Genomic DNA, 24,925 nt, shown 5'->3' on the forward strand with positions numbered 1-24,925 from the left:
AGCAGGACCGCCTTACCGTCGGCGTTGACCATGGTCTCGCCGTCGCGGTTGGGCAGGGTCGAACCGAGCAGACCGGTCAGCTCCTCCTCGCGGGCGCCATCGAACACCGGGGTGGCGATGTTGGTGTCGGCTTCCTGACCCCACATCTCCTCCGGCAGCGCCTGCGCCCACTCGGGCATGCTGTCCGTATCGGAGCCCTCGACATGCCAGCCGGCCTTGGCGATCCAACCCAGATGGGTTTCGAGCACCTGGCCGATGTTCATACGACGCGGCACACCGTGCGTGTTCAGGATGATGTCGACCGGAGTCCCGTCGGGCAGGAACGGCATGTCCTCCTTCGGCAGGATCTTGCCGATGACGCCCTTGTTACCGTGCCGACCCGCCAGCTTGTCGCCGTCCTGGATCTTGCGCTTCTGCGCCACGTACACGCGCACCAGCTCGTTCACACCGGGAGGCAGATCGTCGTCGTCATCACGCGAGAACACCCGGATACCGATGACCTTGCCGGACTCACCGTGCGGCACCTTCAGCGAGGTGTCGCGCACCTCGCGCGCCTTCTCACCGAAGATCGCACGCAGCAGCCGCTCCTCCGGAGTCAGCTCGGTCTCACCCTTCGGAGTGACCTTGCCGACCAGGATGTCACCGTCACGAACCTCCGCACCGATACGCACGATGCCACGCTCGTCGAGATCGGCCAGGACCTCGTCGGAGACGTTCGGGATGTCGCGGGTGATCTCCTCCGCACCGAGCTTGGTGTCGCGGGCATCGATCTCGTGCTCCTCGATGTGGATCGAGGTCAGGACGTCCTCTTCCACGAGGCGCTGCGACAGGATGATCGCGTCCTCGTAGTTGTGGCCTTCCCACGGCATGATCGCGACGAGCAGGTTCTTGCCCAGCGCCATCTCACCGTTCTCGGTGCAGGGGCCGTCGGCCAGGACCTGGCCGTGCTCCACCCGCTGACCCTCGTCCACGATCGGACGCTGGTTGGAGCAGGTGCCCTGGTTGGAACGGTTGAACTTGCGCATCCGGTAGCTGCGGCGAGTGCCGTCATCGTGCATCACGGTGACGTAGTCGGCCGAAACCTCTTCCACCACACCGGGCTTCTCGTTCACCACGACGTCGCCGGCGTCCACCGCGGCGCGCAGCTCCATACCGGTGCCGACCAGCGGCGACTCGGAACGGATCAGCGGCACGGCCTGGCGCTGCATGTTCGCGCCCATGAGGGCACGGTTGGCGTCGTCGTGCTCGAGGAACGGAATCATGGCGGTCGCGACCGACACCATCTGGCGCGGCGAGACGTCCATGTACGTGACCTCGGTCGGGGCCACGTACTCCATCTCCTCGTTGCCGCGGCGCGCGAGCACCCGGTCCTCGAGGAAGGTGCCGTCGGCGGCGACCGGCGAGTTGGCCTGGGCGCGGACCTCACGGTCCTCCTCGTCGGCGGTGAGGTACTTGACCTCATCGGTGACGCGGCCGTCCTCGACCTTGCGGTACGGGGTCTCGATGAAACCGAACGGGTTGACCCGCGCGTACACCGACAGCGAACCGATCAGGCCGATGTTCGGGCCTTCCGGGGTCTCGATCGGGCACATGCGGCCGTAGTGCGAGGGGTGCACGTCGCGCACTTCCAGGCCGGCGCGCTCACGGGACAGACCACCCGGGCCCAGCGCCGAGAGACGACGCTTGTGGGTCAGACCCGAGAGCGGGTTGTTCTGGTCCATGAACTGCGACAGCTGCGAAGTGCCGAAGAACTCCTTGATCGCCGCCACGACCGGGCGGATGTTGATCAGGGTCTGCGGGGTGATCGCCTCGACGTCCTGAGTGGTCATGCGCTCGCGCACGACGCGCTCCATACGCGAGAGGCCGACCCGGATCTGGTTCTGGATCAGCTCGCCCACGGTACGCAGACGACGGTTGCCGAAGTGGTCGATATCGTCCACGTTCACCGGGACCTCGGCACCCTGCGGGGCCGTCATCGTCCGATCGCCCTGGTGCAGGCGCACCAGGTACTCGATGGTGGCGACAATGTCTTCCCTGGTCAGCGTCGAGCCGGTGACCGGGACATCCAGGTTCAGGCCCAGCTTCTTGTTGATCTTGTAGCGACCCACACGAGCCAGGTCGTAGCGCTTGTCCTTGAAGAACAGGTTCTCCAGCAGGGTCTGCGCCGACTCCTTGGTCGGCGGCTCGCCCGGACGCAGCTTGCGGTAGATGTCCAGCAGCGCCTCGTCCTGACCGGCGGTGTTGTCCTTCTCCAGGGTGGACATCATGATCTCGGAGAAACCGAAACGCTCGGTGATCTCCTCGGCGGTGAGTCCCAACGCCTTGAGCAGCACGGTGACCGGCTGACGACGCTTGCGATCGATGCGGACACCGACGGTGTCGCGCTTGTCGACGTCGAACTCCAGCCACGCGCCACGGCTCGGGATGACGCGCACGCTGTGCAGCGTCTTCTCGGTGGTTTTGTCGATGGACTCGTCGAAGTACACGCCCGGTGAACGCACCAGCTGCGAGACGACCACACGCTCGGTGCCGTTGATGATGAACGTGCCCTTGTCGGTCATCATCGGGAAGTCACCCATGAAGACCGTCTGGGACTTGATCTCACCGGTGTTGTTGTTGATGAACTCCGCGGTGACGAACAGCGGCGCCGCGTAGGTCATGTCCTTGTCCTTGCACTCCTCGATGGAGGCCTTGACCTCTTCGAAGCGCGGATCGGAGAAGGAAAGGGACATGGATCCGGAGAAGTCCTCGATCGGCGAGAGCTCCTCGAGCACCTCCTCGAGCCCGCCATACGGGGTGACCTCACCACGGGCGATCGCCTTCTCCCGCCACTGCGGGGAGCCGACCAACCAGGCGAACGAATCGGTTTGTAGATCGAGAAGCCCCGGAACCTCGAGAGGCTCGCGGATCTTCGCGAAAGACACCCGCTTCGGGGCTCCGGGGATACCGGCCTTGGTCTGGGTGGAGACTGCCAAGATGCGTCCTTCCAGCACCTCACGCGAGTCGCACGGTGGGCCTGCGACCGTCGCTTGTCTGCTTCGTTGTGTGAGATTCCCGCTGGTCACAACCCGAACGAGCCCCATACAGCAGACAACGGAAGTAACACCTGACGGTGGAACTTTCGTAGTGTGCGATCAAAGGTGTGGACAGGAGGCAGCCAGCGCAAAGTCCAAACGTACACCCCCGAAGCAGGGGTGTCAAAGTACCACCAAGGCCCAGCTTCGGCGTATCGGCGCGCCGTACCCGTATTCGCTGGCTGCGTCAGGGTCGGCGGCTGCCTGCACACTCCGAGTCCTGGACCCTGTGACAGCTGCCGCTGTTGTGAATAGCGTGACGGTTCGGACGTAACTCGTCAAGTGGCGGGGCCGCCCCGGTACCCGCGAGATCCACTGGGGCGCTGGACCTTCACGCGATCAGGACAACGTTCGACATCGATAATCCGGCCCTGAACAGCGGTTCCTCGATTCGGGAAGACTCAGCGGTCGGCGATTTCGCTGGCCAGCCAGTGCCCGTTGATCTTCTGCATGCGCAGCACGATCGGACCCGAGGCACTCTCCTGCGGCACGCCGCTCTTGGTCGCGGCCACTGTGAGATCTACCAAAAGCTCGGCGCGATCATCGGTGAGCAAAGTCACACCGATCGGATCGGGCGTCGCCGTGGCGGTCGACTGGGCCTGTTTCACCGCCGTGACGGTGGTGTCGGCGAACTTGTCGAAATCGCCCAGCATCTTTCCGGTGACCACCTTGTGGACCGTGTCCTTGTAGCCGTCGATGTTCTTGACGTCGTAGGAGTAGATCGTCTTGAGCGCGTTGTCGGCGGCGGCGGTGACCTGCTGGGTGGCCGCGGTGTCCACGAACGCCGCGTTCCCGTCGTCCACGCCCGGCCGCAGGAACGCGACCACGGCGAACGCGGTCAGCACGACCGCGCCCACCAGCATGCCGACGCCCATTCCCCAGCCCGTCGCGCGCAAGCGCGGCAGTGAAGGCAGCGTGACCCGCGGCAGCCGGAACGAGGGCCCCGCATCGGCCGCGGATCCGGCGGCCCGGCCGCCGGCGACCTTCGCTTTGGACGCCTTGCTCGCAGCGTTACCCGCAGACGAATCGGGCCGCGACGAACCGGCCGTGACGCGGGAGGTCCGCTTGCGGGTGGTGTTCTCCGCGGCACGTGCCGCGGGCCGCATCCGCGAGGAGATCTTGTTGACGGGACGACGTGAAGTCATTGACGGGTACCTCCTACGAACCCGGTTGGCTCTGCGGCGCGGGTGCGGGAGTACCGCTCGGTGCGGGGGCCGGCGTGGCCGGACCCGGTTGGGCCGAGGGCGCGGCCTGCTGCGGCGACGCGGTCGAACCTGCGTTGTCCAGCGGAACCAGCTGTCCCAGCGAGTTGGCCTGATCGGTCTTCCACAGGCCGCCGACCTTCGACAGGTCCAGGGTCCAGGTGGCCCGGAACGACTGCACCGGCACATTCGGCGCGGTCTGCGTCTGCTGCACGACCACGATCGCCGCGGCCTTGTCCCGCTCGCTGTCCAGCGAGGTCAGCGAGGCACCGAGGATCTTGGCGTCCAGCCTGGTCTTGGACTCTTGCGCGGTCTGCTTGATGCGGTCGTGGTTCTGGTTGAACTCGTCGAGCATCTGCCCGGTCATCGAGGACTGCATCAGCTTGATCGAGCCCTCGACGTCGTCGGGATTCATCGAGCTCAGGTTCAGCGCCGCCTGCCGCGCGGCGTCCAGCGCGCTGTCGCGGGCCTGGGCGCGGGGCGCGTCGGTGAAGAATCCGGCGCGCACCCACCCGACGCCGAACCAGGCCGCCGCCACCACCGCCGCGACCAGCCAGACGGCGGCCACACAGGTCACCACCGTCCGGAGCGGAAATATCTGGGCGGTTACCTCGTACGAGCCGTCAGCAACCTTCGAGTCGGCCTCTTCCGACGGCGTCTGCGCAGCTTCCGGCGCGGCGTTGGACAGATCAGTACTCACAGCGACACCCTAGCGTCGTTATTTTCCCGGACTCGCCACCCCTGCTCGGCCATCACCGCTTCGGGGTCACCCCGATGAGAGTGGCCAGCTGGGTGGCGACCGGGTTCAGGTTCAACTTGTCCGGATCGGTCTTGGGCTTGTTGTCCCACGGCTGTGGAACACTCGGATCGGCCAGTTCGGCTCGGGCTCCGCCCCGCACGTCCGTCGGATTACCTTGCGGCACAGCGCATTTCGCGTCCTTGTTGAACGGGAAATCGTCGCGGGTGTCATCGAAGTTCGGATTCTTCGCCTTCATCTGCGCGAGAATCTTCTGCGTGCCCTCGTACCCGAGAGTACAGGCCGGCGGATTGTTGGTTTCCAGCACCAGCCCGAAGTGCGTGGTCCCGTCTCCCGGCGCGGTGGCCGAACCGCCGATCGACAACAGCGGCAACATCTGCAGCAGTGGTTTGAGCCCGAAGTACTTCGGCGAGACCGCCAGCAGTACCGTCCGCAGATTCGCCAGATCCTTGGTCAGCGGATCACCGCTCTCCTGCAGCAGTTTGCCGATCGAGTTACCGGCGTCGGCGCCGGTGCCGATCAAGCGGCGGATATCGGGATCGTTGGCGCGCAGCTGGGCGGCCACCTTGTCCAGGCCATCGCTGAACTGCCGGATATCCCCACCCTGATCGACCTGGGTCTGCAGGACCGTCTGCGCGTCCTTGATCAGATCCACCGTCTGCGGCAGTGCGTCCAGCCCGGTCACGGAGAACTTGTTCAGCGAATCGATCAGGATGCGCAGATTGTCGCCCTGCCCGTCGAACGCCTTGCCCAGTTCGGTGACCGTCGTGCTCAACGCCTTCAGATCCGTGGTGCTGGCCAGGGTGTTCACACTCGCCAACAGGTCCTGCACCGGAAGCGGCGTCTGGCCGCCGACGATGATCGAACCGTCCCGCAGATACGGGCCCCCCTCACTGGAGGGCACCAGATCCACGTACTGCTCACCGATCGCCGACCGGTTGGCCACGACCGCCTTCGCGTTCGCGGGCACCTTCGGTTTACCCGAATCCAGCTGCAGGTAGATGACCACACCGTCCGGAGTGATGTCCTGCTCGCCGACGGTGCCGACCGGAACACCGCGATAGGTGACCTCCGATCCCTTTGACACATCACCGGTGGTCTGCATCTTCAACTTCACCTGGTACTGGCCGAAACCCAGCATGTGGTCCAGGTGAACGTATTTCGCACCGACGAACACCACGCCGAGCACGGCGATCAGGCCGAACGCGATCAGCTGATAGCGGACGAGTTTGCTCATCTCGGCTTCACTCCCAACTGATTCAGAATCGAGCCGATCGGATCACCCGGCTTGGCGTTGGCGGGAGCCACCACGGTCGGCGGCAGCGGAAGCAGCGAGACCGTGGGCCAGCCCGGCCTCGGGCCGTTGCCGTTGTAATAGGGGTTGGTCGGATCGACCGGCACCGGACGACCCCACTTCGGCGGGATGTACACCGGATTGGGCTCACCCACACCCAGGCCCTTCAACATGGTGCCGATCTGCAGATCCACCGACAGCCAGGTGTTCACCGAGCCGCCGAATTCGGATTTGATCGCCTCGTCGGGGAACGGATAGGTCGGGATCAGCGGGAACGCGGTCACCAGATCCGGTGCGGAGCGACCCAATTCCTGCAGGGTCGGGCGCAGTGCGACCAGATCGTTGATCAGGTTGTCCTTGGACTTGTCCAGCACCGAGATACCGGCTTGCCCGACCCGGTTCAGCTGCTTCAACAGCCCGATCAGCTCGGGACGCTGCTGGTCCAGGATGTGGATACCCGCGGGCAGCTCGTCCAGGATCTTGGCGATCTGATCGTTCTGCTGCCCCACCCGCTCGGACAACGTGCCGAGTCCGTCCAGCGCGTGCTGGATATCGCCGACCTGGTCGTTCAGCCCCTTGATCAGGGTGTCGGTCTGGTTCAGCAGCGAGCGGACCTTGTCCTCACGACCACCGAGGGTCTTGTTCAACTCGGTGACGATCGGCTGCAACTGCGCGACGCCACCACCGTTGAGCAGCAACGACAATGCGCCCAGCACCTGCTCCACCTCGGTGGCGTGCTGGGTGTTCTGCACCGGGATGACCTCGCCGTCGTGCAGCGGCTTGTCGGACGCGCCCGACGGCGGCGAAGTCAGTTCGATGAACTTCTCACCCAGCAGATTCGTCTGCTTCACCTCGGCATGTGCGTTCGAGGGCAGTTTCACCGAATTGTTCACCACGGCACGCACACTCGCGGTCCAGCCGTCGGGTGCGACCTCGATCTTGTCGACGCGGCCGACGGGGATGCCGTCCACCTTCACCGCGGACTGCGGCACCAGGTCCAGCACGTCGTCGAACCGGATGTCCAGATGCAACGGATGATCGCCGACGTTCGCGCCGCCGGGCAGCGGAACGCTGTAGATCCCCGCCGAACCACAGGAACTCACCAGCAGCGTCGTGACGCCCAGAACCGTTGCGGCACAGGCCATCTTGAGCGGCTTCACTTCTGGCCTCCCGGCTTCTGCGAGGGCGGCTGCTGATTCGACGGCGTCCCGGGCACGGTGCCCGGCACCGGCGCGCGCTGCAGGTTCTCACCGCTCAGGATGCCGAACGGCAGGTTCAGCGTCGGCGTCGTCACACCCGATTTGATCTGGTCGGTGATGGTCTTGCACTTGTCCAGGATCGGCCGCAGCTGACGGCTGATCGCGTCGAACTTCGGATCACCCGGACGCAGCTGCCCCAGATCGAGCATCTTGCAGATCGTGCCGAACGGATTCTGCAGATCGGTGAAGTTGGCCCGCATGTCCAGGGTGCCGGTCTCACCGTTGTGCACGTTGATCAGGTTGCTCAGCGCCAGCGGCAGCACCGGCAGCAGATTGGCCACGTCGTTGCGCTGATCGGCCAGGGTCTGGGTCAGCTTGGTCAGCGACGCGGCGTTGCTCGCGACCAGTTCCCGGTTGTCGTCGATGAACCGGGCCACGTCCCCGAGCGCCACCGACAGCAGATTCAGCGCCTGCCCCAGATCGTGCCGCTCCCCCGAGAGGAATCCGGCCAGATCCGCGAGCTGCGTATTGAACTGCCGGACCTGCGCATCGTTCACCGCCAGAGTGTGCACGAAGATCTGCAGATTCTTGATCGTGCCGAAGATGTCACCGCGCGCATCGGACAGATAACTGGCCGCGTGCGAGAGCTGGGTGAGGCTGTTGGACAGCGCGTCACCGTTACCGGCCAGATTCTTCGCACCCGTCTCGACCAGCTGGTTGACCGCGCCGTTCTTGTTGGCGCCGTTGGGCCCCAGTTCGTCGGACAGTTGCGCGATGGACTTGTAGAGCCGGTCCACCTCGACCGGGGTCGCGGTGCGCTCCTTGGGGATGGTCGCTTCGCGGGCCATCTTCGGCCCGCCCTTGTAGACCGGGCTGAGCTGGATGTAGCGGTCCGAGACCACCGAGGGGGTGATCTGCGCGGCCGAGGCGTCCGCCGGGATGTCGTACTTCCGGTCGACCGACATGACGACCTTCACCCGATCGCCCATCGGGGTGATCGAATCCACCTTGCCCACCGGCACACCCAGGATGCGCACGTCCGAACCCTGGTAGATGCCGATCGACTTGTCGAAGTACGCGGTGATCCGGGTGGTGTCGAAACTGTTGAACAGCCACCACACCACCCCGGCCAGCACGACCGCCACCACGGTTACCAGGGAGATGAGAATCTTGGTGGGACGGCCGGATTCGCGCAGGGTGGTCAGCGGATCACGATGACGCCCACCGCCGGATCCGCTGCCGCCCGACGACGCGGCAGCCCCGGAGGACCCACCCGACGCCGCGCTCGTGGCACCGGCGGCAGCCCCGGAGGATCCGGCTGCCTTCGACGACGCGGCCTCGGACGACCCGCGTCCAGCCCCACCGGCTTCAGTCGCCGAAGCCTCCGACGACTGAACCGGAATCTGCTCGGTCGGGGAATCCCCTTCGTTCACAGCATCTTTCGCCGCGGGCTTCTGCACGGGCAGCTGCTCGGTCGGCGAATCGCCGCCTCCCGCAACCTGTTTCCCCTCCGGCTTCTGCGCGGGGAACTTCTCGGTCGGGGAATCGTTCCCGAACTCGGGTTCCATCAGCGGCCTCCCATGTTCCGGATGGGCGGACGGTTGCCCGGGACGTCCGGCAGCGCCGGGGGAATCAGGTTGACGATGACCGCGTCGAACCAGCGGCCGTTACCCAGAACGTTGGAGTAGAGCCCGTAGAACGGCGCGGCCAACGTCAGCGTCTTGGAGATGTTCTGCTGGTTGTCGTTGAGCATGTCGATGGACTTCTGCAGGTTGGTCAGCGCCGGGCCGATCTGTTGCTCGTTGTCGTGCACCAGCGTGGTCAGTTCCGCCGCAATGGTTTTCGCGCCGGTCAACAGCTGTGCGATCGCCTGCTGGCGAACGTTCAGCTCGGCCAGCAGTTGACCGCCGTTGGCGAGCAGCCGTTCGAACTGGACATTGCGGTCGGCGAGCACCTTGGTGGTCTTGTTGGTGGCCGCGAACAGCTGCTTGAGCTGCTCGTCGCGTTTGGCGAGGGTCTCGGACAGTCGCGCGACGCCGTCGATCGAGCTGCGGATATCCGGCGGGGTCTCGGAGAACGCGTCCGAGAGCACCTGCATGCTCTTGGCCAGCTGCGCGGTATCGGTCTGCTCGAGACTCTTCCCGGCGTCCTGGAACGCCTCGGTCACGTCGTAGGGAGAAACCGTGCGCGACAACGGAATCCGCTTGGACGGATTCGCCGGATGGGTGCCCTTGGGATCCAGGGCCAGATATTTCTGCCCGAGCACCGTCTTGATCTGGATCGACGCGGTGGTGTCGTCCCCGATCCAGGCGTCCTTGGTGCGGAAGGAGACCAGAACTCGATCGCCGTCCAGCCCGACGTCGGTCACATCACCGACCTTGACCCCAGCGATGCGCACCTCGTTCCCCTTCTTCAGCCCGGCGGCCTCGGAGAATTCGGCGGTGTACTTGGTGCCCGCGCCGATGATCGGCAACCGGTCCAGGTAGAACGTCGATACCGCGATCAACAGCACCAGGAAAAGTCCGAGCGCACCCATGAACGCGGGGCTGCGCTGGCCCAGGAGCTTGCGCTCATCCATCAGCGACCACCCTTCCCATGGCACCGCGGCGCGGGATTGGTGTAGACCGGCTGATTCACCGTCGGCATATTCGCCGGGAGGTTCAGATTCTGACCGTCCTTCATCCCCGGACCCGCGACGATGTCGATACCGCACAGATAGAACTGGAACCAGGAGCCGTAACTCGCGGCGCGACCCAGTTTCTCCATCTTGATCGGCAGATTCGTCAGCGCCTCGTTCACCTCGGGCGATCGGTCGTTCAGTGTGCCGGTGAGCTGGTTCAATCCCGCGATCGAACCCTGCAGCGTCGGCACCGTCGGCACCAGCAGATCCGCCGTGGCCGAGGCCAGGTTGCCCAGCGAGCTGACCGCCGAGCCGATCGTGCCGCGTTCGGCGTTCAGTCCGCTCACCAGCGCCTCGGTGTTGACGATCAGATCGTTGAGCGCGCCGTCCTTCTTGTTCACCGAATCCAGAATCGCGTTGAGGTTCTTGACGATCTGACCGATCACCGCGTCCTTGTCGGCGATCTTGTTGGTCAGGCTGGCGGTATTGCTCACCAGATCGCTGATGGTGCCCTTCTCACCCTGGAACACCTGGATGATCTCGTAGGACAACTTGTTCACATCATCCGCGGTCAACGTCTGGAACAGCGGGCGGAACCCGTTGAACAGCGTCGTCAGATTCAGCGCCGGACGCGTGTGGTCCAGGCCGATCGTGCCGCCCGCGTTCAGCTTCCGACCCTGCAGGCCGGTGCCCTGCTCGAGCGAAATGTACCGCTGCCCGACCAGATTCCGGTAACGGATGGTCGCGGTCACCGAGGCGGGCAGCCAATCGCGGTCGGTCAGTTCGAAATTCACCATCGCCTGGTCGTGATCCACGACCGACACCTTGGTGACCTTGCCCACGCGCACACCCGCGATGCGCACCTCGTCGCCCGGATTGAGCGAGGTCACATCGCTGAAACGCGCCTTGAACCCGGTGCCGCCGCCGGAATAGTTGGCGATGGTCAACCCGAGCACGATCGTCAGCAGAACGGTGACCACGACGAAGATGAGAAGTTTGGTCAGCGGCCCACCCAGTCCGCGCAGTGCGGCCTTCACTTCACACTCACCTCACTTCCACGCAGCGCGGGCGCGCCGATGCGGCTCACCCAGCTGGGCACCTGGTCCGGCGAAACCCCGTTCGCCGCGCCGTAGATCGCGCCCAGCGCATGCTCCTCGGACGGCGAACCTGCCAGCGAGGTCGACTGCGCGCCGAAGACCGAGAACTGCGCCGGCGGCAGTTGGCCGATGTTCTGCTTGCCCGGATTGCGGGTCGGCGGCTGATACGAACCGTCGTTGGCCGAACCGGTCGGATACTGACCAGCGTCGGTGCCCAGCGGATACTCCGGGAAACACACCGGCGGACGGGTGTCGAACCAGCGCGGCTCGTCCTGATTCGGCAGGTACCGGCCGCGCGGATTGACCAGTTTGATCGACACCCGCGAGCCGGGCAGATCGGTTCCCTTACCGAAGATCTGGTCGATCCGCGGCTTCTGCTGCGCGAAATTCCGCATGGTGCAGGCATATTCGGGGGAATAGGTGGCCAGCAGTTGCAACGCCTCTCGCGAATCCGCGGCCACGTCGATGATGTTGTCGTGGTTGGCCACCAGGAAATTGGCCAGCCGCGAGGAGGTCGGGGTCAGCACCGAGTACAGCGTGTCGATCTGCGAACGCTTCTGCACGATCGTCGCATTGAGCGTGCGCAGATCGTTGAACGTGTCGACCAGCTGCGGCAGCGCGTCGGCATAGGTGTCCGCGACCGTGGCGAAGTTGTGGATGTCGTCCTGCAGGGTCGGCATGACGCCGTTGAGCCCGCGGAAGACCGTGTCCAGCCGGTCCACCGTATGCCCGAGCTCCTCGCCCTGTCCGCCGAGGGCCTGCGACAGCGCACCCAGCGTGGAGGCCAGATACTGCGGCGGAATCGCCTGCAGCAGCGGCAGCACGCTGTCCAGCAGCTGGCTGACCTCGATGGCGTTACCGCTGGCGTCCTGGTGCAAGGTCTGTCCCGCGGTCAGATGCCCGCTCGGATCCTGCGGCCAGACCAGATCTACGTACCGCTCACCGAACAACGTCTTGGGCAGCAGCCGCGCGGTGACGTTGGACGGAATCTCCTTCGCCTTGCCCGGATCCAGCGCCAGATGCAGAGTGACCTTGCTGCCCTGCGGCTGGCTCGACCGGACCTCGCCGACGGTGATGCCGCGCACCTTCACATCGGCGTTGCGCGTCAAGGCGTTTCCGACGGTGTCGGTGATCAGATCGACCTTCACCACTGGGGTGAACGTCTTGTTGTACATAGCGATCGTCGTGCCCAGGAACAGGGCCATCACCACGAAGAACAGCACACCGAGCGTGCGCGTGCGCAATTTCTCCGTAGACCGCCAGAACTGAATTCCGGCCGCGCTCATCCGGCTACTCGCACTGTGGTCGTCGTCCCCCAGATGGCCAGACTCAGAAAGAAATCGAGAATGTTGATCAACACGATCGAGGCGCGGACCGCGCGGCCCACCGCCACGCCCACGCCCGCCGGGCCGCCGGAGGCGTTGAACCCGTAGTAGCAGTGGATCAGGATGATCACGAACGCGAATATCAGCACCTTGAGGAACGAATACAACACGTCCTGAGGTGGCAGGAACAAATTGAAATAGTGGTCGTAGGAGCCTGTTGATTGCCCCTCGAACCACACGCTGATCTGCCGTGAGGCCACGAATGTGCCCAGCAGACCGACGATGTAGAGCGGAATCACCGCGACGAATCCGGCGATCACGCGCGTGGTGACCAGGAACGGCACCCCCGGCACCGCCATCACCTCGAGCGCGTCGATCTCCTCGGAGATCCGCATCGCACCCAATTGCGCGGTGAAACCACACCCGACCGTCGCGGACAACGCCAGCGCCGCGACCAGCGGGGCCAACTCGCGGGTGTTGATGTAACCGGTGAGGAATCCGGTGAGCACCGAGGACCCCAGGGCGTCGAGGGCTTTGTAGCCCTGTAGGCCGACCACCACACCGACCGAGGCCGACATCATCACGACAACGCCGATGGTTCCGCCGATGACCGCCAGCGCACCCGAACCGAAGGTCACCTCGGCCAACAGCCGCATGACCTCCTTGCGGTAGTGCACGACGGTGCGCGGAATCCAGGCGATCGCCTTGGAATAGAAGGACATCTGGTCGCCGGCGCGGTCGATGACAGCGACGGGACCCCGTAGGGCACCGCCGATCCGGCGTAAATTCTTGGAGGATCGCTGCGAAACAACCATGGTCAGGATCCCTTGGCGGGAACGATCTGCAGGTACACCAACGTCAGCAGGAGATTGACGAAGAAGAGCACCAGGAAGGTGATCACCACGGATTGATTCACCGCGTCACCCACTCCTTTCGGTCCCCCCTTCGGACTCAACCCCTTGTACGCGGCGATGACACCCGCGAGCAGGCCGAACAACAACGCCTTGATCTCACCGATCCACAGGTCCGGCAGCTGTGCCAGCGCGGAGAACGATGCCAGATACGCGCCCGGCGTACCGCCCTGCAACATCACGTTGAAGAAATAGCCACCACAGATGCCGACGACCGAAACCAGGCCGTTGAGCAGCAGGGCGACCAGCATCATGCCCAGCACACGAGGAACCACCAGGCGCTGTACCGGGTCGATGCCCAGCACCTCCATGGCGTCGATCTCCTCGCGGATGGTCCGCGAGCCCAGATCCGCGGCGACGGCCGAACCCGCCGCACCGGCGATGATGAGCGCGGTGACGACGGGCGCGGCCTGTTGGACGGTGGCCAGCACACTGGTTGCGCCGGTGAAGGACTCAGCGCCGAGTTGCTTGATCAGTGAACCGGTCTGCAACGCCACGACGGCACCGAACGGGATTGCCACCAGGGACGCGGGCAGGATCGACACACTCGCGATGAACCACGACTGTTCGATGAACTCGCGCCACTGGAACGGCCGGACGAATGTCTTACGCGCAACGCTGATGAGCAGCGCAAAGATATTGCCCGCCTGAGCAAAACCCGACTCGACCGGGGTGCGCAGCCGCGTCAGGGTTAGATTCACGGGAGCGTATGTTACCCGTTGGTTGGGTTTTGTCGCGCGGTGGTGTCGTACGCGTTGCCTGGGTAATCCTGAGGGTTACCCGAATAGGCCGGGAGAACTTGTGTATCACCGTTCTCCTGCATCGATTCCTGGATCGCCACCTGGGCCTGATGCGGCAGGGTGTGCATGATCTCCAGAACGCGACGACGGCGGCGTTCCACGGCCTGGCGCACGGGCATACCGGGCGTGGCCTTCATCTGCGGGATGATGCCCTCGACCTCTTCGGTGCCGTTGTCGTAGTGACCGGCCTCCGCGAGCGCCTGCTCGCGAGCCATCTGCGCCTCGTCCTTCTCCTCGGACATACCGATCGGACCGACCATGCGGCCGTTGAGGAACTGCTTCACCACCGGCTCCTCCGACGTCAGCAGCACCTCGCGCGGGCCGAACATGACCAGCTGGCGGCGGAACAGCATGCCGATGTTGTCCGGCACGGTACGGGCCAGGTTGATGTTGTGCGTGACGATCAGGATCGTCGCGTCGATCTGCGCGTTGATATCGATCAGCAGCTGCGACAGATAGGTGGTGCGGACCGGGTCCAGACCCGAGTCCGGCTCGTCCACGAGGATGATCTGCGGATCCAGCACCAGAGCGCGAGCCAGACCGGCGCGCTTGCGCATACCACCGGAGATCTCGCCGGGCAGCTTGGATTCCGCGCCGAGCAGACCCGTGAGCTCGAGCTTCTCCATGACGATCTTCTTGATCTCGGATTCGCTCTTCTTGGTGTGCTCCCGCAGCGGGAACGCGGTGTTGTCGAACAGGTTCATCGACCCGAACAACGCGCCGTCCTGGAACAGGACGCCGAACAGCTTACGGATCTCGTACAGCTCCTTGTTGGAGCAAGTGGTGATGTCCGTGCCGTCGATGAAGATCGAACCACGCTCCGGGCGCAGCAAACCGATCAACGACTTCAGGAATACGGACTTACCGGTACCGGAGGGGCCGAGCAGCGCGCTGACTTCCCCCGTGGGCAGAGTCAGTGTGACATCCTGCCAAATACGCTGAGAGCCGAAGGATTTGGTGACACCTTCGGTCCGGACCTCGACGCCCACGCCAACCTCCACATAATTCTTTGCAACGAGCGGTCCCGTGCCGTGTCACTGCTCGGCCGAAACCGCTCCAGCGCTGGGCCGATACAACACAGCACGATGTGACGCGTCACACTGGGTGCGGCCACTGTATCGCATGTAAACCGGCATTCCCATCCCTCCCTACCGGAGAGTAAGAAGTAATACGTTCCGGTTTATTCCGGCAAACTTCCCCACCTGGGAAAACCGCTTTCCGGTCCAATGCCCCACCCCGGGCGCGCCGCGGCTCGCCCGGGGTGGGGCCGGACGGAAAGCAGAGCGGGCGGTTCCCCCTCGGGGAACCGCCCGCTCGACGCGTCAGTAACTGAATTACTTGACGGAGACCTTGGCGCCGGCCTCTTCCAGCTTGGCCTTGGCGGCCTCGGCGGCGTCCTTGGCGACCTTCTCCAGGATCGGCTTCGGCGCGGACTCGACGAGGTCCTTGGCCTCCTTCAGGCCCAGGCCCGAGACGATCTCACGCACGACCTTGATGACCTGGATCTTCTTGTCACCGGCGCCCTCGAGCACGACGTCGAACTCGTCCTGCTCCTCGGCGGCCTCGGCCGGGGCAGCACCGCCGGCAACGGCGGCCACGGCGACCGGAGCAGCAGCGGTGACCTCGAACTTCTCCTCGAACTTCTTGACGAAGTCCGACAGCTCGAGCAGGGTCATGCCGCCGATGGTCTCCAGCAGCTCGTCAACGTTGGCCATGATGGCCTCCTTTCAGTGGGGTCTCCCCGCACAGGCGGGAAAAGTGTTGGGGTGGTTGGTTATTCGGCAGCATCGGCCGGAGCCGATTCGCCACCGGCGGCACGCTGCTTGTCCTCGAGCGCGGCGAACAGGCGCGCGACCTGTCCGGCGGGCGCGGCGAACAGGCCCGCGGCCTTGGTGAGGTTGCCCTTCATGGCACCGGCCAGCTTGGCCAGCAGCACCTCGCGGGACTCCAGGTCGGCGATCTTCTCGACCTCGGTCACGGACAGCGGCGCGCCGTCCATGTACCCGCCCTTGATGACCAGCGCCTTGTTGTCCTTGGCGAAGGTCTTCAGCGCCTTGGCGGCGTCGACCGGCTCACCGTGGATGAAGGTGATCGCGGTCGGCCCGACGAACAGCTCGTCCAGGCCCTCGACGCCCGCGTCGGCGGCAGCGCGCTTGACGAGGGTGTTCTTGGCGACGGAGTACGTGGCGTTGTCGCCGAGGGCACGCCGCAGCTCGGTGAGCTTACCGACGGACAGGCCACGGTATTCCGTGATCACGGTGGCGGTCGCGTCCTGGAACTGCTTGGTGATCTCTTCGACCTGGTCGTGCTTCCACTGGATTGCCATACTTCGCCTCCTCTCAGGGGTATCGGTTCGTAAATGAACGACCGAACACCGCGAGGGCCGGCGATAAAACAAACGCCCCGGACGCAGAGCGTTCCGGGGCGCACAAGAAACATCGCGAATCCCTGGGGACTCACGGCTTCCCGACCTCGGCTCTCCCTGCGTGGGCCGCCGGCAATATCGCCGGACCTTCAGCTACCTGCACTCGAACGAGCACCGACAGCGACCAACGGTCTTCGGTAGAACGATTGGGGGTGATCACTGAACTGGTCAGCGACCGTCGACCAGCGTAGCAGAGACCTGCCCACCAGCCAAAACGCCAACGGCCGGTACGGAAATCCGTACCGGCCGTTGATGATTCAGCGTGCTACTACGCGTCCTCTTCGGTGAGGTTGCGGGTGCGGTTCGGATCCACCGGGATGCCCGGACCGGTGTTCGTCGAAATCGTCACCTTCTTGACGTAGCGGCCCTTCGCGGTCGAGGGCTTCACACGCAGGATCTCCTCGAGCGCGGCGCCGTAGTTCTCCACCAGCTTGGCGTCGTCGAAGGACGCTTTGCCGATCACGAAGTGCAGGTTGGCCTGCTTGTCGACGCGGAAGTTGATCTTGCCGCCCTTGATGTCGTTGACGGCCTTGGTCACATCGGGGGTGACCGTGCCCGTCTTCGGGTTCGGCATCAGACCACGCGGACCCAGGACACGCGCGATGCGGCCGACCTTGGCCATCTGGTCCGGGGTGGCGATCGCGGCGTCGAAGTCCAGCCAGCCGCCCTGGATGCGCTCGATCAGATCCTCGGCGCCCACGGCGTCCGCACCGGCGGCCTCGGCCTCGGCGGCCTTGTCGCCGACCGCGAACACGATGACGCGAGCGGTCTTACCGGTGCCGTGCGGCAGGTTGACGGTGCCGCGGACCATCTGGTCGGCCTTGCGCGGGTCGACACCCAGGCGCACGGCGACCTCGACGGTGGCGTCGGTCTTCTTGGTGGAGGTCTCCTTCGCCAGCCGCGCGGCGGTCAGCGGGGAGTACAGCGCGGAGCGGTCGACCTTGGCGGCCGCCTCGAGATATGCCTTGCTTCGTTTTGCCATGATTATCTGTCCTGTTCTGGAGTCAGAAGTGGTAGCGGGACTGGCCATCCCTCCCACTGCGCGAGCGCCGCGACTAGTCCGAGACGGTGATCCCCATCGAACGGGCGGTGCCCGCGATGATCTTCGCCGCGGCGTCGATGTCGTTGGCGTTCAGGTCTTCCTGCTTGGTCTTGGCGATCTCACGGATCTGGTCCATGGAGACCGTGGCGACCTTGTTACGGTGCGGCTCGGGCGAACCCTTCTGCACACCGGCGGCCTTGAGCAGCAGCTTGGCGGCAGGCGGGGTCTTCAGCTTGAAGTCGAACGAGCGGTCTTCGTAGACCGTGATCTCGACCGGGATGACGTTGCCGCGCTGCGACTCGGTCGCCGCGTTGTACGCCTTGCAGAACTCCATGATGTTGACGCCGTGCTGACCCAGCGCGGGACCGACCGGCGGCGCGGGGTTGGCCGCACCGGCCTGGATCTGGAGCTTGATGAGCCCGGCGACCTTCTTCTTCTTGGGGGGCATCTTTCTTCCTTGGTTAGGGTTCCTACGGATTCCCGTAAGCCTTCTCCGGATGACGCCCCGGAAGAATCGACCGCACGACGAAATACGGTCGGCCGGGGCGCAACCCGGCAAGTGTAGTCGAACGCCGTCGGGGGCCCGAAATCGCCCCCGGCCGACTCAGATCTTCGCGACCTGCGTGAACGCGAGCTCGACCGGAGTTTCGCGACCGAAGATCGACACCAGCACCTTGAGCTTCTGCTGCTCGGCGTTGACCTCGGAAATGCTGGCCGGGAGCGTGGCGAACGGGCCGTCCATCACGGTGACCGACTCGCCGACCTCGAAGTCGACCTCGATGGTGGGCTTGGTCAGCGGCTCGGCGGCGGCGGCCTCGGTGCTGGCGGCGGCCGCGGCGGCGGGCTTCTTCTGCTGCTGGTCGGCGGGGACCAGGAACTTCACCACGTCGTTGATGGACAGCGGCGACGGACGCGAGGTGGCGCCGACGAATCCGGTGACGCCGGGGGTGTTGCGAACCGCGCCCCACGACTCGTCGTTGAGGTCCATCCGGACCAGGATGTAGCCGGGCAGCACCTTGCGCTGCACGTTCTTGCGCTGACCGTTCTTGATCTCGGTGACCTGCTCGGTCGGGACCTCGACCTGGAAGATGTAGTCCTCGAGTCCGAGGTTCTGCACGCGGGTCTCGAGGTTGGCCTTGACCTTGTTCTCGTAACCGGCATAGGAGTGGATGACGTACCAGTCACCGGGTGCGCGGCGCAGCGCGGCCTTCATCGCGGCGACGGGATCGACTTCCTCGTCGACAGGCGCGTCACCAGGGGCGGACTCCGCGATCGGCGCGGAATCCGCGGACTCCTCGACCTCCGGCGCGGCGATCTCTTCAGCCACGTCGTCGACCGGGAATTCCTCGGTTGTGCCGTTCTCCGGGGTGCTCACTGGGCACTCGCTTCCTGTGTCGTCACTAACTTCCTCTGCGTTCCGGACGTCGATTCACCGCAGATGACATCCGCGCCCATGCGCTGGGACCGGTCACCGGCGCCGACGGCCGACTAGCCGAACAGCCAGTTGACGCCCTGGTTGAACGCGATATCCAACAAGAAGATGAACCCGACCGTGAAGATCACGAACACCAGGACCACCGTCGTATAGGTGACCATCTGCTTGCGGTTGGGCCAGATCACCTTGCGCAGTTCCTGAACAACCTCTTTCAGGAACTTCACCAAGCGTTTCAGCGGATTGCCCGTACCACCGGCCTTCTTCTTACCGGAAGGCTTGGACGTCTTGCGCGATCCCGCGTCGTCCCGCTCGATCGTCGCGACAGAGCCCGTCTCGTGATCCGAAAAACCGGAACGAGCTCGCCGAGACGACCGTTTGCCGGTCGGACGACTCACCGCGCGGGTGTCATCGTCATCGGACACGTCGATCCTCTCTCGTCGCTGGCATCCTTGCAGGGGTGACAGGACTTGAACCTGCAACCTGCGGTTTTGGAGACCGCTGCTCTGCCAATTGAGCTACACCCCTTCGGCTGGACTCTCGATCCAGCACGGTGCTGTTCAGTTGTACCCGGGTAGCCACACAACACGCGCGCCACCCCTGCAGTGTTCCGGCACCGGCGGAAATCCGCCCGGAACCGGGCCCTTCGGAGCAGCGCGCAGCGGCTGGTGACCCCAGATTCCCGAGTGTACGGTACGCCCCCCTCGCACCGCCAATCCGGGCCCGGCGGTCACCTCCACCGCCCGATCCGCGCAGCGTGCGCGGCTCACGCCAACTGCACGGTGGCCGTCGCACGACCGAAGATCTTGCGTCCGGCGGACTTGGCGACCATCGCGATCACCGCGGTGCGGGTCTCGGGATCGACCGACTTGATCTTGCCGGTGTACTCGATCTCGGCCGGCTCGTCGGCCGCGACGTAGACCGGGCTGGTGAACCGGACGTTGTACTCCTTGATCGCGCCCGGATCGCCCAGCCAGGAGGTGACGAAGCCGCCACCCAGGCCCATGGTGAGCATGCCGTGCGCGACCACGTTGTCCAGACCGGCGAGCTTGACCATCTCGTCGCTCCAGTGGATCGGGTTCGCATCGCCCGAGACACCGGCGTAGTTGACCAGATCGCCACGGGTGAGCCGGACCACCCGCGCGGGCAGTTCGTCACCGGCGCTGACGTCCTCGAAGCGCACCGCGCGGGTGCTGGCCGGCAGTTCGGGCAGGGTGGCGACCGGCACGGGCGGCTCGCTGACCGGCGGAGTGGTGCGCGGGTGATGCCCGGGAGCCTCGCCGATTCCGTGCATCAGCACGTTGCGCACGGCCTCGGAGATGTTCGGGTCGACGTCGCCGCCGCTGCGGCCGACCAGGGTGGTGTACGTGGTGAGCACCAATTCGTCCCGCGAGGTGACGATGTTCTTCGTCACGATGATGTCGCCGCCGAAGGCCTGCCGGAACGAGTGCAGATAGACGTCGCAGACCAGCTGATCGCCGACCTTGATCGGCCGGTGGAATTCCAGGATCTGGTCGGTCTGCATGATCTGGCTCAGGTCGTAACCCGTGACGACCTGCTCGAACAGCTTGCGCTGAGCCAGGATGCCGACCAGCGAGATGAACGTCACCGGGGCGACGAGACCGTCGTAACCGTATTCCTGGGCGACGTCCTCGTCCCAGTGCACCGGGTGGTAGTCCTGCACCGCGCGGGCGTATTCGCGCACCTTCTCGCGGCCGACCTCGTAGTAGTCGTCCACGCGGTAGTGGTGGCCGACCATATCGCGCGCGTGCGCGGCCGGGTCGAAATCCTCGACGGTATCGGTCCCGGTATCGGTGGTCCCGGCTTGTGTAGTCACGGAAGAAAGTCCCTATCTGACCCCGCTACGGGATCTGCCGAAGCACACACTGCCGCGGATACACCAAATGCCGGAGCGGGTTCACACCCTGCTCCGGCACTGAAGGCTGACTCGAGTTGCGACATGCGCGGGGACCTGGCAGCTACATGAGCTTCCTGCGGCCTCACCGACGTCGCACGCGGCAGTGGCACGCGTGGAGTATCAGCGAGATTCGCGGTGCGCCCGGTGGGTGCCGCAGTTCGGGCAGAACTTCTTCAGCTCCAGCCGATCCGGGTCGTTACGCCGGTTCTTCTTGGTGATGTAGTTGCGGTGCTTGCACTGCTCGCAGGCCAAGGTGATCTTTGGCCGGACATCGGTGGACTTCGCGGCCACGATATGCCTTCTTTCGGGTCTACCTGACGGAGGTATCGGTCTTTGTAGCGATGGCCGGACTTGAACCGGCGACACAACGATTATGAGTCGTTTGCTCTACCGACTGAGCTACACCGCCATAAGGGTCGGCTTGCGATGGTGCCTGACCCTGGAGATGCCGTCGGTCACCACCGGCAATCCGGCGAGCCCCCTAACGGAATCGAACCGTTGACCTTTTCCTTACCATGGAAACGCTCTGCCGACTGAGCTAAGGGGGCATGACTACATGCGCTCCCGATCGCGATCGCTCGCACCCGGGGCGCCGAAGCCTTGAACGAGGTTACACACTCATCCGCCGAGTTACCAAACCGGCAGCTCAGGGCCGACTTTCCAAGCCCGCGCAGAGAAGGGAACGCCCGGCCCGAACACCACCCTCGAACAAAAACAGGGCCCTCTCCGATTGGAGAGGGCCCTGAGAGTGTGGCGGATGAAGGATTCGAACCTCCGAAGCTTGCGCGGCTGATTTACAGTCAGCTCCCTTTGGCCGCTCGGGCAATCCGCCTAACACGCTGAGTGAGCGCGCTGAGCAGAATACAACGATCAGGGCCCCTGGATGCAAACCGGCAGGCCAGCGGGGTAGCGTCGGGCCCTCGGCGGCTAGTGGCGGGGCGATGCCCGCGGCGCTAGCGTCGAAGCCGGAATTCGCGAGACAGGAGCGCAGTGTGGCCGATTCGTCATTCGACGTCGTCAGCAAGGTCGATCACCAGGAGGTCGACAACGCCCTCAACCAGACGGTCAAAGAGCTCTCGACCCGATACGACTTCCGCGGCACCGGCGCGAGCATCGAATGGTCCGGCGAGGAGAAGATCGTGCTGTCCGCCGAGTCCGAGGACCGGGTCAAGGCCGCGCTGGACGTGTTCAAGGAGAAGCTGATCCGCCGCGACATCTCGCTCAAGGCGTTCGACGCCGGTGAGCCGCAGGCGTCCGGAAAGGTGTACAAGATCACAGGATCCCTGATTCAGGGCATCTCCACCGAGAATGCGAAGAAGATCGCCAAGAAGATCCGCGACGAGGGCCCCAAGGGCGTGAAGGCGCAGATCCAGGGCGACGAGCTGCGGGTGAGCAGTAAGAAGCGGGACGATCTGCAGGCCGTCATCGCGCTGCTCAAGGGCAGCGATTTCGATCTGGCCCTGCAATTCGTGAACTACCGATAGTTCTTCGGGCCGCCCGCCATGTGTTCGAGGCGGGCTATCCGCTCGGCCATCGGGGGGTGGGTGGAGAACCAGCGGGCCATCTGGTCACCGGGGCGGAACGGGTTGGCGATCATCAGGTGTGATTGGGCGGTCAGCCGCGGTTCGGGGGGTAGCGGGGCCGCCGCCACACCGCGTTCGAGTTTGCGCAGGGCCGAGGCCAGGGCCAGCGGGTCGCCGGTGAGCTGGGCGCCGTCCTGATCGGCCTGGTACTCCCGGGACCGCGATACGGCCAGTTTGATCAGCGTCGCCGCGATCGGGCCGAGTAGCGAAACCAGAAGTACGCCAAGGATGTTCGGGCCTTCACCGTCGCGATTGCCGCCGCCGCCCAGGCCCGCGAAGAAGGCCAGATTGGCCAGGCCGGAGATCACCGCGGCCAGGGCGCCGGCCACCGAGGAGATCAGGATGTCGCGGTTGTACACGTGCGAGAGTTCGTGGCCCAGAACCGCGCGTAACTCACGTTCGTCGAGCAGCTGCAGGATGCCGCTGGTGCAGCAGACCGCGGCGTGCCGGGGATTGCGGCCGGTGGCGAAGGCATTGGGGGCGGCGGTGGGGCTGATGTACAGCCGCGGCATGGGCTGACGTGCCGCGGTCGCCAATTCGCGCACGATCCGGTACATCACCGGGGCCTCGAGTTCGGAGACCGGCTGCGCGTGCATCGCCCGCAATGCCAGCCGGTCGCTGTTGAAGTAGGCGTAGGCGTTCATGCCCACGGCCAGCAGAATGGCGATCACCAGGATCGTGGGATTGCGGAACAGCGCGCCGATGAACACGATCAGCGCCGACATGCCGACCATCAGGCCGAACGTCTTCAGCCCGTTCGCGTACCCACCGTGCATGGCCGGTCCTCCATCTCAGCACCCCATCACTCATTATCCGTTACACCAGGTCAACGAAGCAGGGGCCACCCAGAGTTCCAGGCCGCAGCAGTGTGTCCGGGCGCGCTGATACCCGATCATTCCGCCGACACCGGACGACGCCGACACCGTGTTTGCGGCGCGGCTTGCCGCCCGGACGCGTGGCGGGTGCGAGGAACGAGTGCCCGACACGGGGCCGGGCGGTAAGCCTTCGGGCGCCGCAAACCGCCGGAGCGAAGCGGAGGCAAATCAAACAGAGCGTTCGATGGTGTAGCGGACCAGGCGCTCGAGGGCCGCGTTGGCGGGGCCCGCGGGCAGCGCGGAGAGTTCGGCGTGTGCGAGGTCGGCGTAGCCCTGCAGTTTCTCCTTGGCCAGGACCATGCCCCGGGAGCGGGACAGCAGGTCCAGGGCCTCGGTGACCTCGTCGTCGGTCTGCAAGGGGCGGGCCAGCAGGGTGCGCAGGCGGTCGCCCTCGGCGCCCTCGTCGCGCAGGGCGTACAGCACGGGCAGGGTGTGCACGCCCTCGCGCAGGTCGGTGCCCGGTGTCTTGCCGGACTGTTCGGCGGCCGAGGAGATGTCGATGATGTCGTCGGAGATCTGGAAGGCGGTGCCGACCAGGTCGCCGAGCCGGGCCACGCGTTCGACGTGTTCGCGATCGGCACCGGAGAAGGTGCCGCCGAAACGCCCCGAGGCGGCGATCAACGATCCGGTCTTCTCCCACACCACCTGCAAGTAGTGTTCGACCGGGTCCTGGGATTTCTTGGCGCCCAACGTCTCTCGCATCTGACCGGTGACCAGTTCGGCGAAGGTCTCGGCGATGATCCGCACCGCGTCCGGCCCCAGGGTGGACACCAGCCGCGAGGCGTGCGCGAACAGATAGTCACCGGACAGGATGGCCACGCTGTTTCCCCAGCGCGAGTTCACGCTCGGCGCGCCGCGCCGCATCGGGGCCTCGTCCATGACGTCGTCGTGGTAGAGCGTGGCCAGATGCACCAGTTCGATCACGGTGCCCGCGGTGATCAGATCCGGATCGGTCGGGCGCGGACCCAACTGCCCGGTCAGGATGGTGAACAGCGGCCGGAACCGCTTGCCGCCCGCGCGAGCCAGGTGCAGCGCCGCCTCCTGCAGGAATTCCTCCCCGTCGGACAGCTCGGCGATCAGCAGTTTCTCGACTTCGACCAGACCGTTGCGCACGGTCGACGCGAGCTCGTGGTCGCCGAGATCAACCCCGGCCACCACCGTGCTCTCATCGCTGATCGCCGATGCACTCATGTCGTCTCCCAATGCCGCGTCCGTCCCCACGCCCCACAACCTAGCGTGTCGGGTTCGGAGTCCCCATGAACACCATCACAACATCGCCATTGTGGGACGAATCCGACACCGGCGCAGCACCGTGTCGCCCCGGCGCGCCCGGCCCGTGACACCACACGGCCCCGTCGACACTGTTCTTGC

At 65.1% G+C, this 24,925-nt stretch carries 23 protein-coding genes and 4 tRNA genes; 1 reads left to right on the forward strand and 26 read right to left on the reverse strand.

Translation table 11 applies throughout. The annotated features are described in order from the left end of the window. The 24 genes from rpoB to ON40_RS29370 form a co-directional block, all read right to left on the reverse strand. On the reverse strand, positions 1-3,083 hold a 3,083-nt coding region (gene rpoB / locus ON40_RS29255; protein ID WP_157186459.1), incomplete at its 3' end, for a DNA-directed RNA polymerase subunit beta. Between the two features lie 392 nt (positions 3,084-3,475). Further along, positions 3,476-4,219: a hypothetical protein gene (locus ON40_RS29260; protein WP_040828115.1), complete on the reverse strand. Its 744-nt coding sequence runs from the start codon at positions 4,217-4,219 to the stop codon at positions 3,476-3,478. Between the two features lie 13 nt (positions 4,220-4,232). Next, positions 4,233-4,976, reverse strand: a complete 744-nt coding sequence (locus tag ON40_RS29265) for a hypothetical protein (RefSeq protein WP_051193712.1) — start codon at positions 4,974-4,976, stop codon at positions 4,233-4,235. Positions 4,977-5,028: 52 nt separating this feature from the next. Beyond that, a complete protein-coding gene (locus tag ON40_RS29270) occupies positions 5,029-6,270 on the reverse strand; it encodes an MCE family protein (protein ID WP_040828116.1) in 1,242 nt (413 codons plus the stop codon). Then, positions 6,267-7,472: an MCE family protein gene (locus ON40_RS29275; protein WP_040828407.1), complete on the reverse strand. Its 1,206-nt coding sequence runs from the start codon at positions 7,470-7,472 to the stop codon at positions 6,267-6,269. The genes ON40_RS29270 and ON40_RS29275 overlap by 4 nt, the downstream gene beginning before the upstream one ends. 11 nt (positions 7,473-7,483) lie before the next feature. Next, a complete protein-coding gene (locus ON40_RS29280) occupies positions 7,484-8,722 on the reverse strand; it encodes an MCE family protein (RefSeq protein ID WP_040828409.1) in 1,239 nt (412 codons plus the stop codon). A gap of 371 nt (positions 8,723-9,093) precedes the next feature. Continuing rightward, a complete protein-coding gene (locus ON40_RS29285; RefSeq protein ID WP_040828117.1) occupies positions 9,094-10,104 on the reverse strand; it encodes an MCE family protein in 1,011 nt (336 codons plus the stop codon). After that, entirely contained in the window at positions 10,104-11,171 is a 1,068-nt protein-coding gene (locus ON40_RS29290) for an MCE family protein (protein ID WP_040828410.1), read from the reverse strand. The genes ON40_RS29285 and ON40_RS29290 overlap by 1 nt, the downstream gene beginning before the upstream one ends. A gap of 8 nt (positions 11,172-11,179) precedes the next feature. Beyond that, positions 11,180-12,529: an MCE family protein gene (locus tag ON40_RS29295; protein WP_051193714.1), complete on the reverse strand. Its 1,350-nt coding sequence runs from the start codon at positions 12,527-12,529 to the stop codon at positions 11,180-11,182. Then, complete coding sequence (locus ON40_RS29300) at positions 12,526-13,383, reverse strand: MlaE family ABC transporter permease (RefSeq protein ID WP_040828118.1); 858 nt, start codon at positions 13,381-13,383, stop codon at positions 12,526-12,528. The genes ON40_RS29295 and ON40_RS29300 overlap by 4 nt, the downstream gene beginning before the upstream one ends. Positions 13,384-13,385: 2 nt before the next feature. Further along, positions 13,386-14,180 (reverse strand): MlaE family ABC transporter permease, encoded by a 795-nt coding sequence (locus ON40_RS29305; protein WP_051193715.1) that lies wholly within the window; start codon positions 14,178-14,180, stop codon positions 13,386-13,388. Between the two features lie 11 nt (positions 14,181-14,191). Continuing rightward, a complete protein-coding gene (locus ON40_RS29310) occupies positions 14,192-15,268 on the reverse strand; it encodes an ABC transporter ATP-binding protein (protein ID WP_040828119.1) in 1,077 nt (358 codons plus the stop codon). 345 nt (positions 15,269-15,613) lie between these two features. Then, positions 15,614-15,994 carry a 50S ribosomal protein L7/L12 gene (gene rplL, locus ON40_RS29315; protein WP_040828120.1) on the reverse strand — a complete coding sequence of 127 codons (381 nt, stop codon included), beginning with the start codon at positions 15,992-15,994 and terminating at the stop codon, positions 15,614-15,616. Positions 15,995-16,053: 59 nt separating this feature from the next. Continuing rightward, positions 16,054-16,605 carry a 50S ribosomal protein L10 gene (gene rplJ, locus ON40_RS29320; RefSeq protein ID WP_040828122.1) on the reverse strand — a complete coding sequence of 184 codons (552 nt, stop codon included), beginning with the start codon at positions 16,603-16,605 and terminating at the stop codon, positions 16,054-16,056. Between the two features lie 367 nt (positions 16,606-16,972). Continuing rightward, positions 16,973-17,686, reverse strand: a complete 714-nt coding sequence (rplA, locus tag ON40_RS29325; RefSeq protein ID WP_040828123.1) for a 50S ribosomal protein L1 — start codon at positions 17,684-17,686, stop codon at positions 16,973-16,975. Between the two features lie 73 nt (positions 17,687-17,759). Then, the gene (gene rplK / locus ON40_RS29330; RefSeq protein ID WP_040828125.1) at positions 17,760-18,194 is read right to left on the reverse strand and encodes a 50S ribosomal protein L11; all 435 of its coding nucleotides are present in this window, start codon (positions 18,192-18,194) and stop codon (positions 17,760-17,762) included. A 156-nt stretch (positions 18,195-18,350) separates the two neighbouring features. Beyond that, complete coding sequence (gene nusG / locus ON40_RS29335) at positions 18,351-19,121, reverse strand: transcription termination/antitermination protein NusG (protein ID WP_040828126.1); 771 nt, start codon at positions 19,119-19,121, stop codon at positions 18,351-18,353. 113 nt (positions 19,122-19,234) lie between these two features. After that, positions 19,235-19,603, reverse strand: a complete 369-nt coding sequence (gene secE, locus ON40_RS29340) for a preprotein translocase subunit SecE (RefSeq protein WP_245568046.1) — start codon at positions 19,601-19,603, stop codon at positions 19,235-19,237. Positions 19,604-19,633: 30 nt separating this feature from the next. Further along, positions 19,634-19,706, reverse strand: a tRNA-Trp gene (locus ON40_RS29345). A 238-nt stretch (positions 19,707-19,944) separates the two neighbouring features. Next, entirely contained in the window at positions 19,945-20,937 is a 993-nt protein-coding gene (locus ON40_RS29350; protein WP_083896046.1) for a fused (3R)-hydroxyacyl-ACP dehydratase subunits HadA/HadB, read from the reverse strand. Between the two features lie 279 nt (positions 20,938-21,216). Then, the gene (gene rpmG, locus ON40_RS29355; protein ID WP_011211653.1) at positions 21,217-21,387 is read right to left on the reverse strand and encodes a 50S ribosomal protein L33; all 171 of its coding nucleotides are present in this window, start codon (positions 21,385-21,387) and stop codon (positions 21,217-21,219) included. Positions 21,388-21,432: 45 nt separating this feature from the next. Continuing rightward, positions 21,433-21,505: transfer RNA gene (locus ON40_RS29360), tRNA-Met, on the reverse strand. 66 nt (positions 21,506-21,571) lie between these two features. After that, positions 21,572-21,644, reverse strand: a tRNA-Thr gene (locus ON40_RS29365). Positions 21,645-21,847: 203 nt separating this feature from the next. Continuing rightward, positions 21,848-21,928: transfer RNA gene (locus ON40_RS29370), tRNA-Tyr, on the reverse strand. 160 nt (positions 21,929-22,088) lie between these two features. Here ON40_RS29370 and ON40_RS29375 point away from each other — a divergent pair. Continuing rightward, positions 22,089-22,580: a YajQ family cyclic di-GMP-binding protein gene (locus tag ON40_RS29375; protein WP_040828128.1), complete on the forward strand. Its 492-nt coding sequence runs from the start codon at positions 22,089-22,091 to the stop codon at positions 22,578-22,580. Here the strand turns inward: ON40_RS29375 and htpX are convergent. Together htpX and ON40_RS29385 are read right to left on the reverse strand one after the other, a co-directional pair. Then, positions 22,571-23,455, reverse strand: coding sequence for a zinc metalloprotease HtpX (gene htpX, locus ON40_RS29380; protein WP_040828129.1), 885 nt, complete (start codon positions 23,453-23,455; stop codon positions 22,571-22,573). The two genes, ON40_RS29375 and htpX, sit on opposite strands and share 10 nt — an antisense overlap. A gap of 267 nt (positions 23,456-23,722) precedes the next feature. Further along, positions 23,723-24,745, reverse strand: coding sequence for a polyprenyl synthetase family protein (locus ON40_RS29385; RefSeq protein WP_040828415.1), 1,023 nt, complete (start codon positions 24,743-24,745; stop codon positions 23,723-23,725). Positions 24,746-24,925: the final 180 nt, after the last annotated feature.

The sequence above is a fragment of the Nocardia jiangxiensis NBRC 101359 genome (assembly GCF_000308615.1).
Taxonomy (GTDB): Bacteria; Actinomycetota; Actinomycetes; order Mycobacteriales; family Mycobacteriaceae; genus Nocardia; species Nocardia jiangxiensis.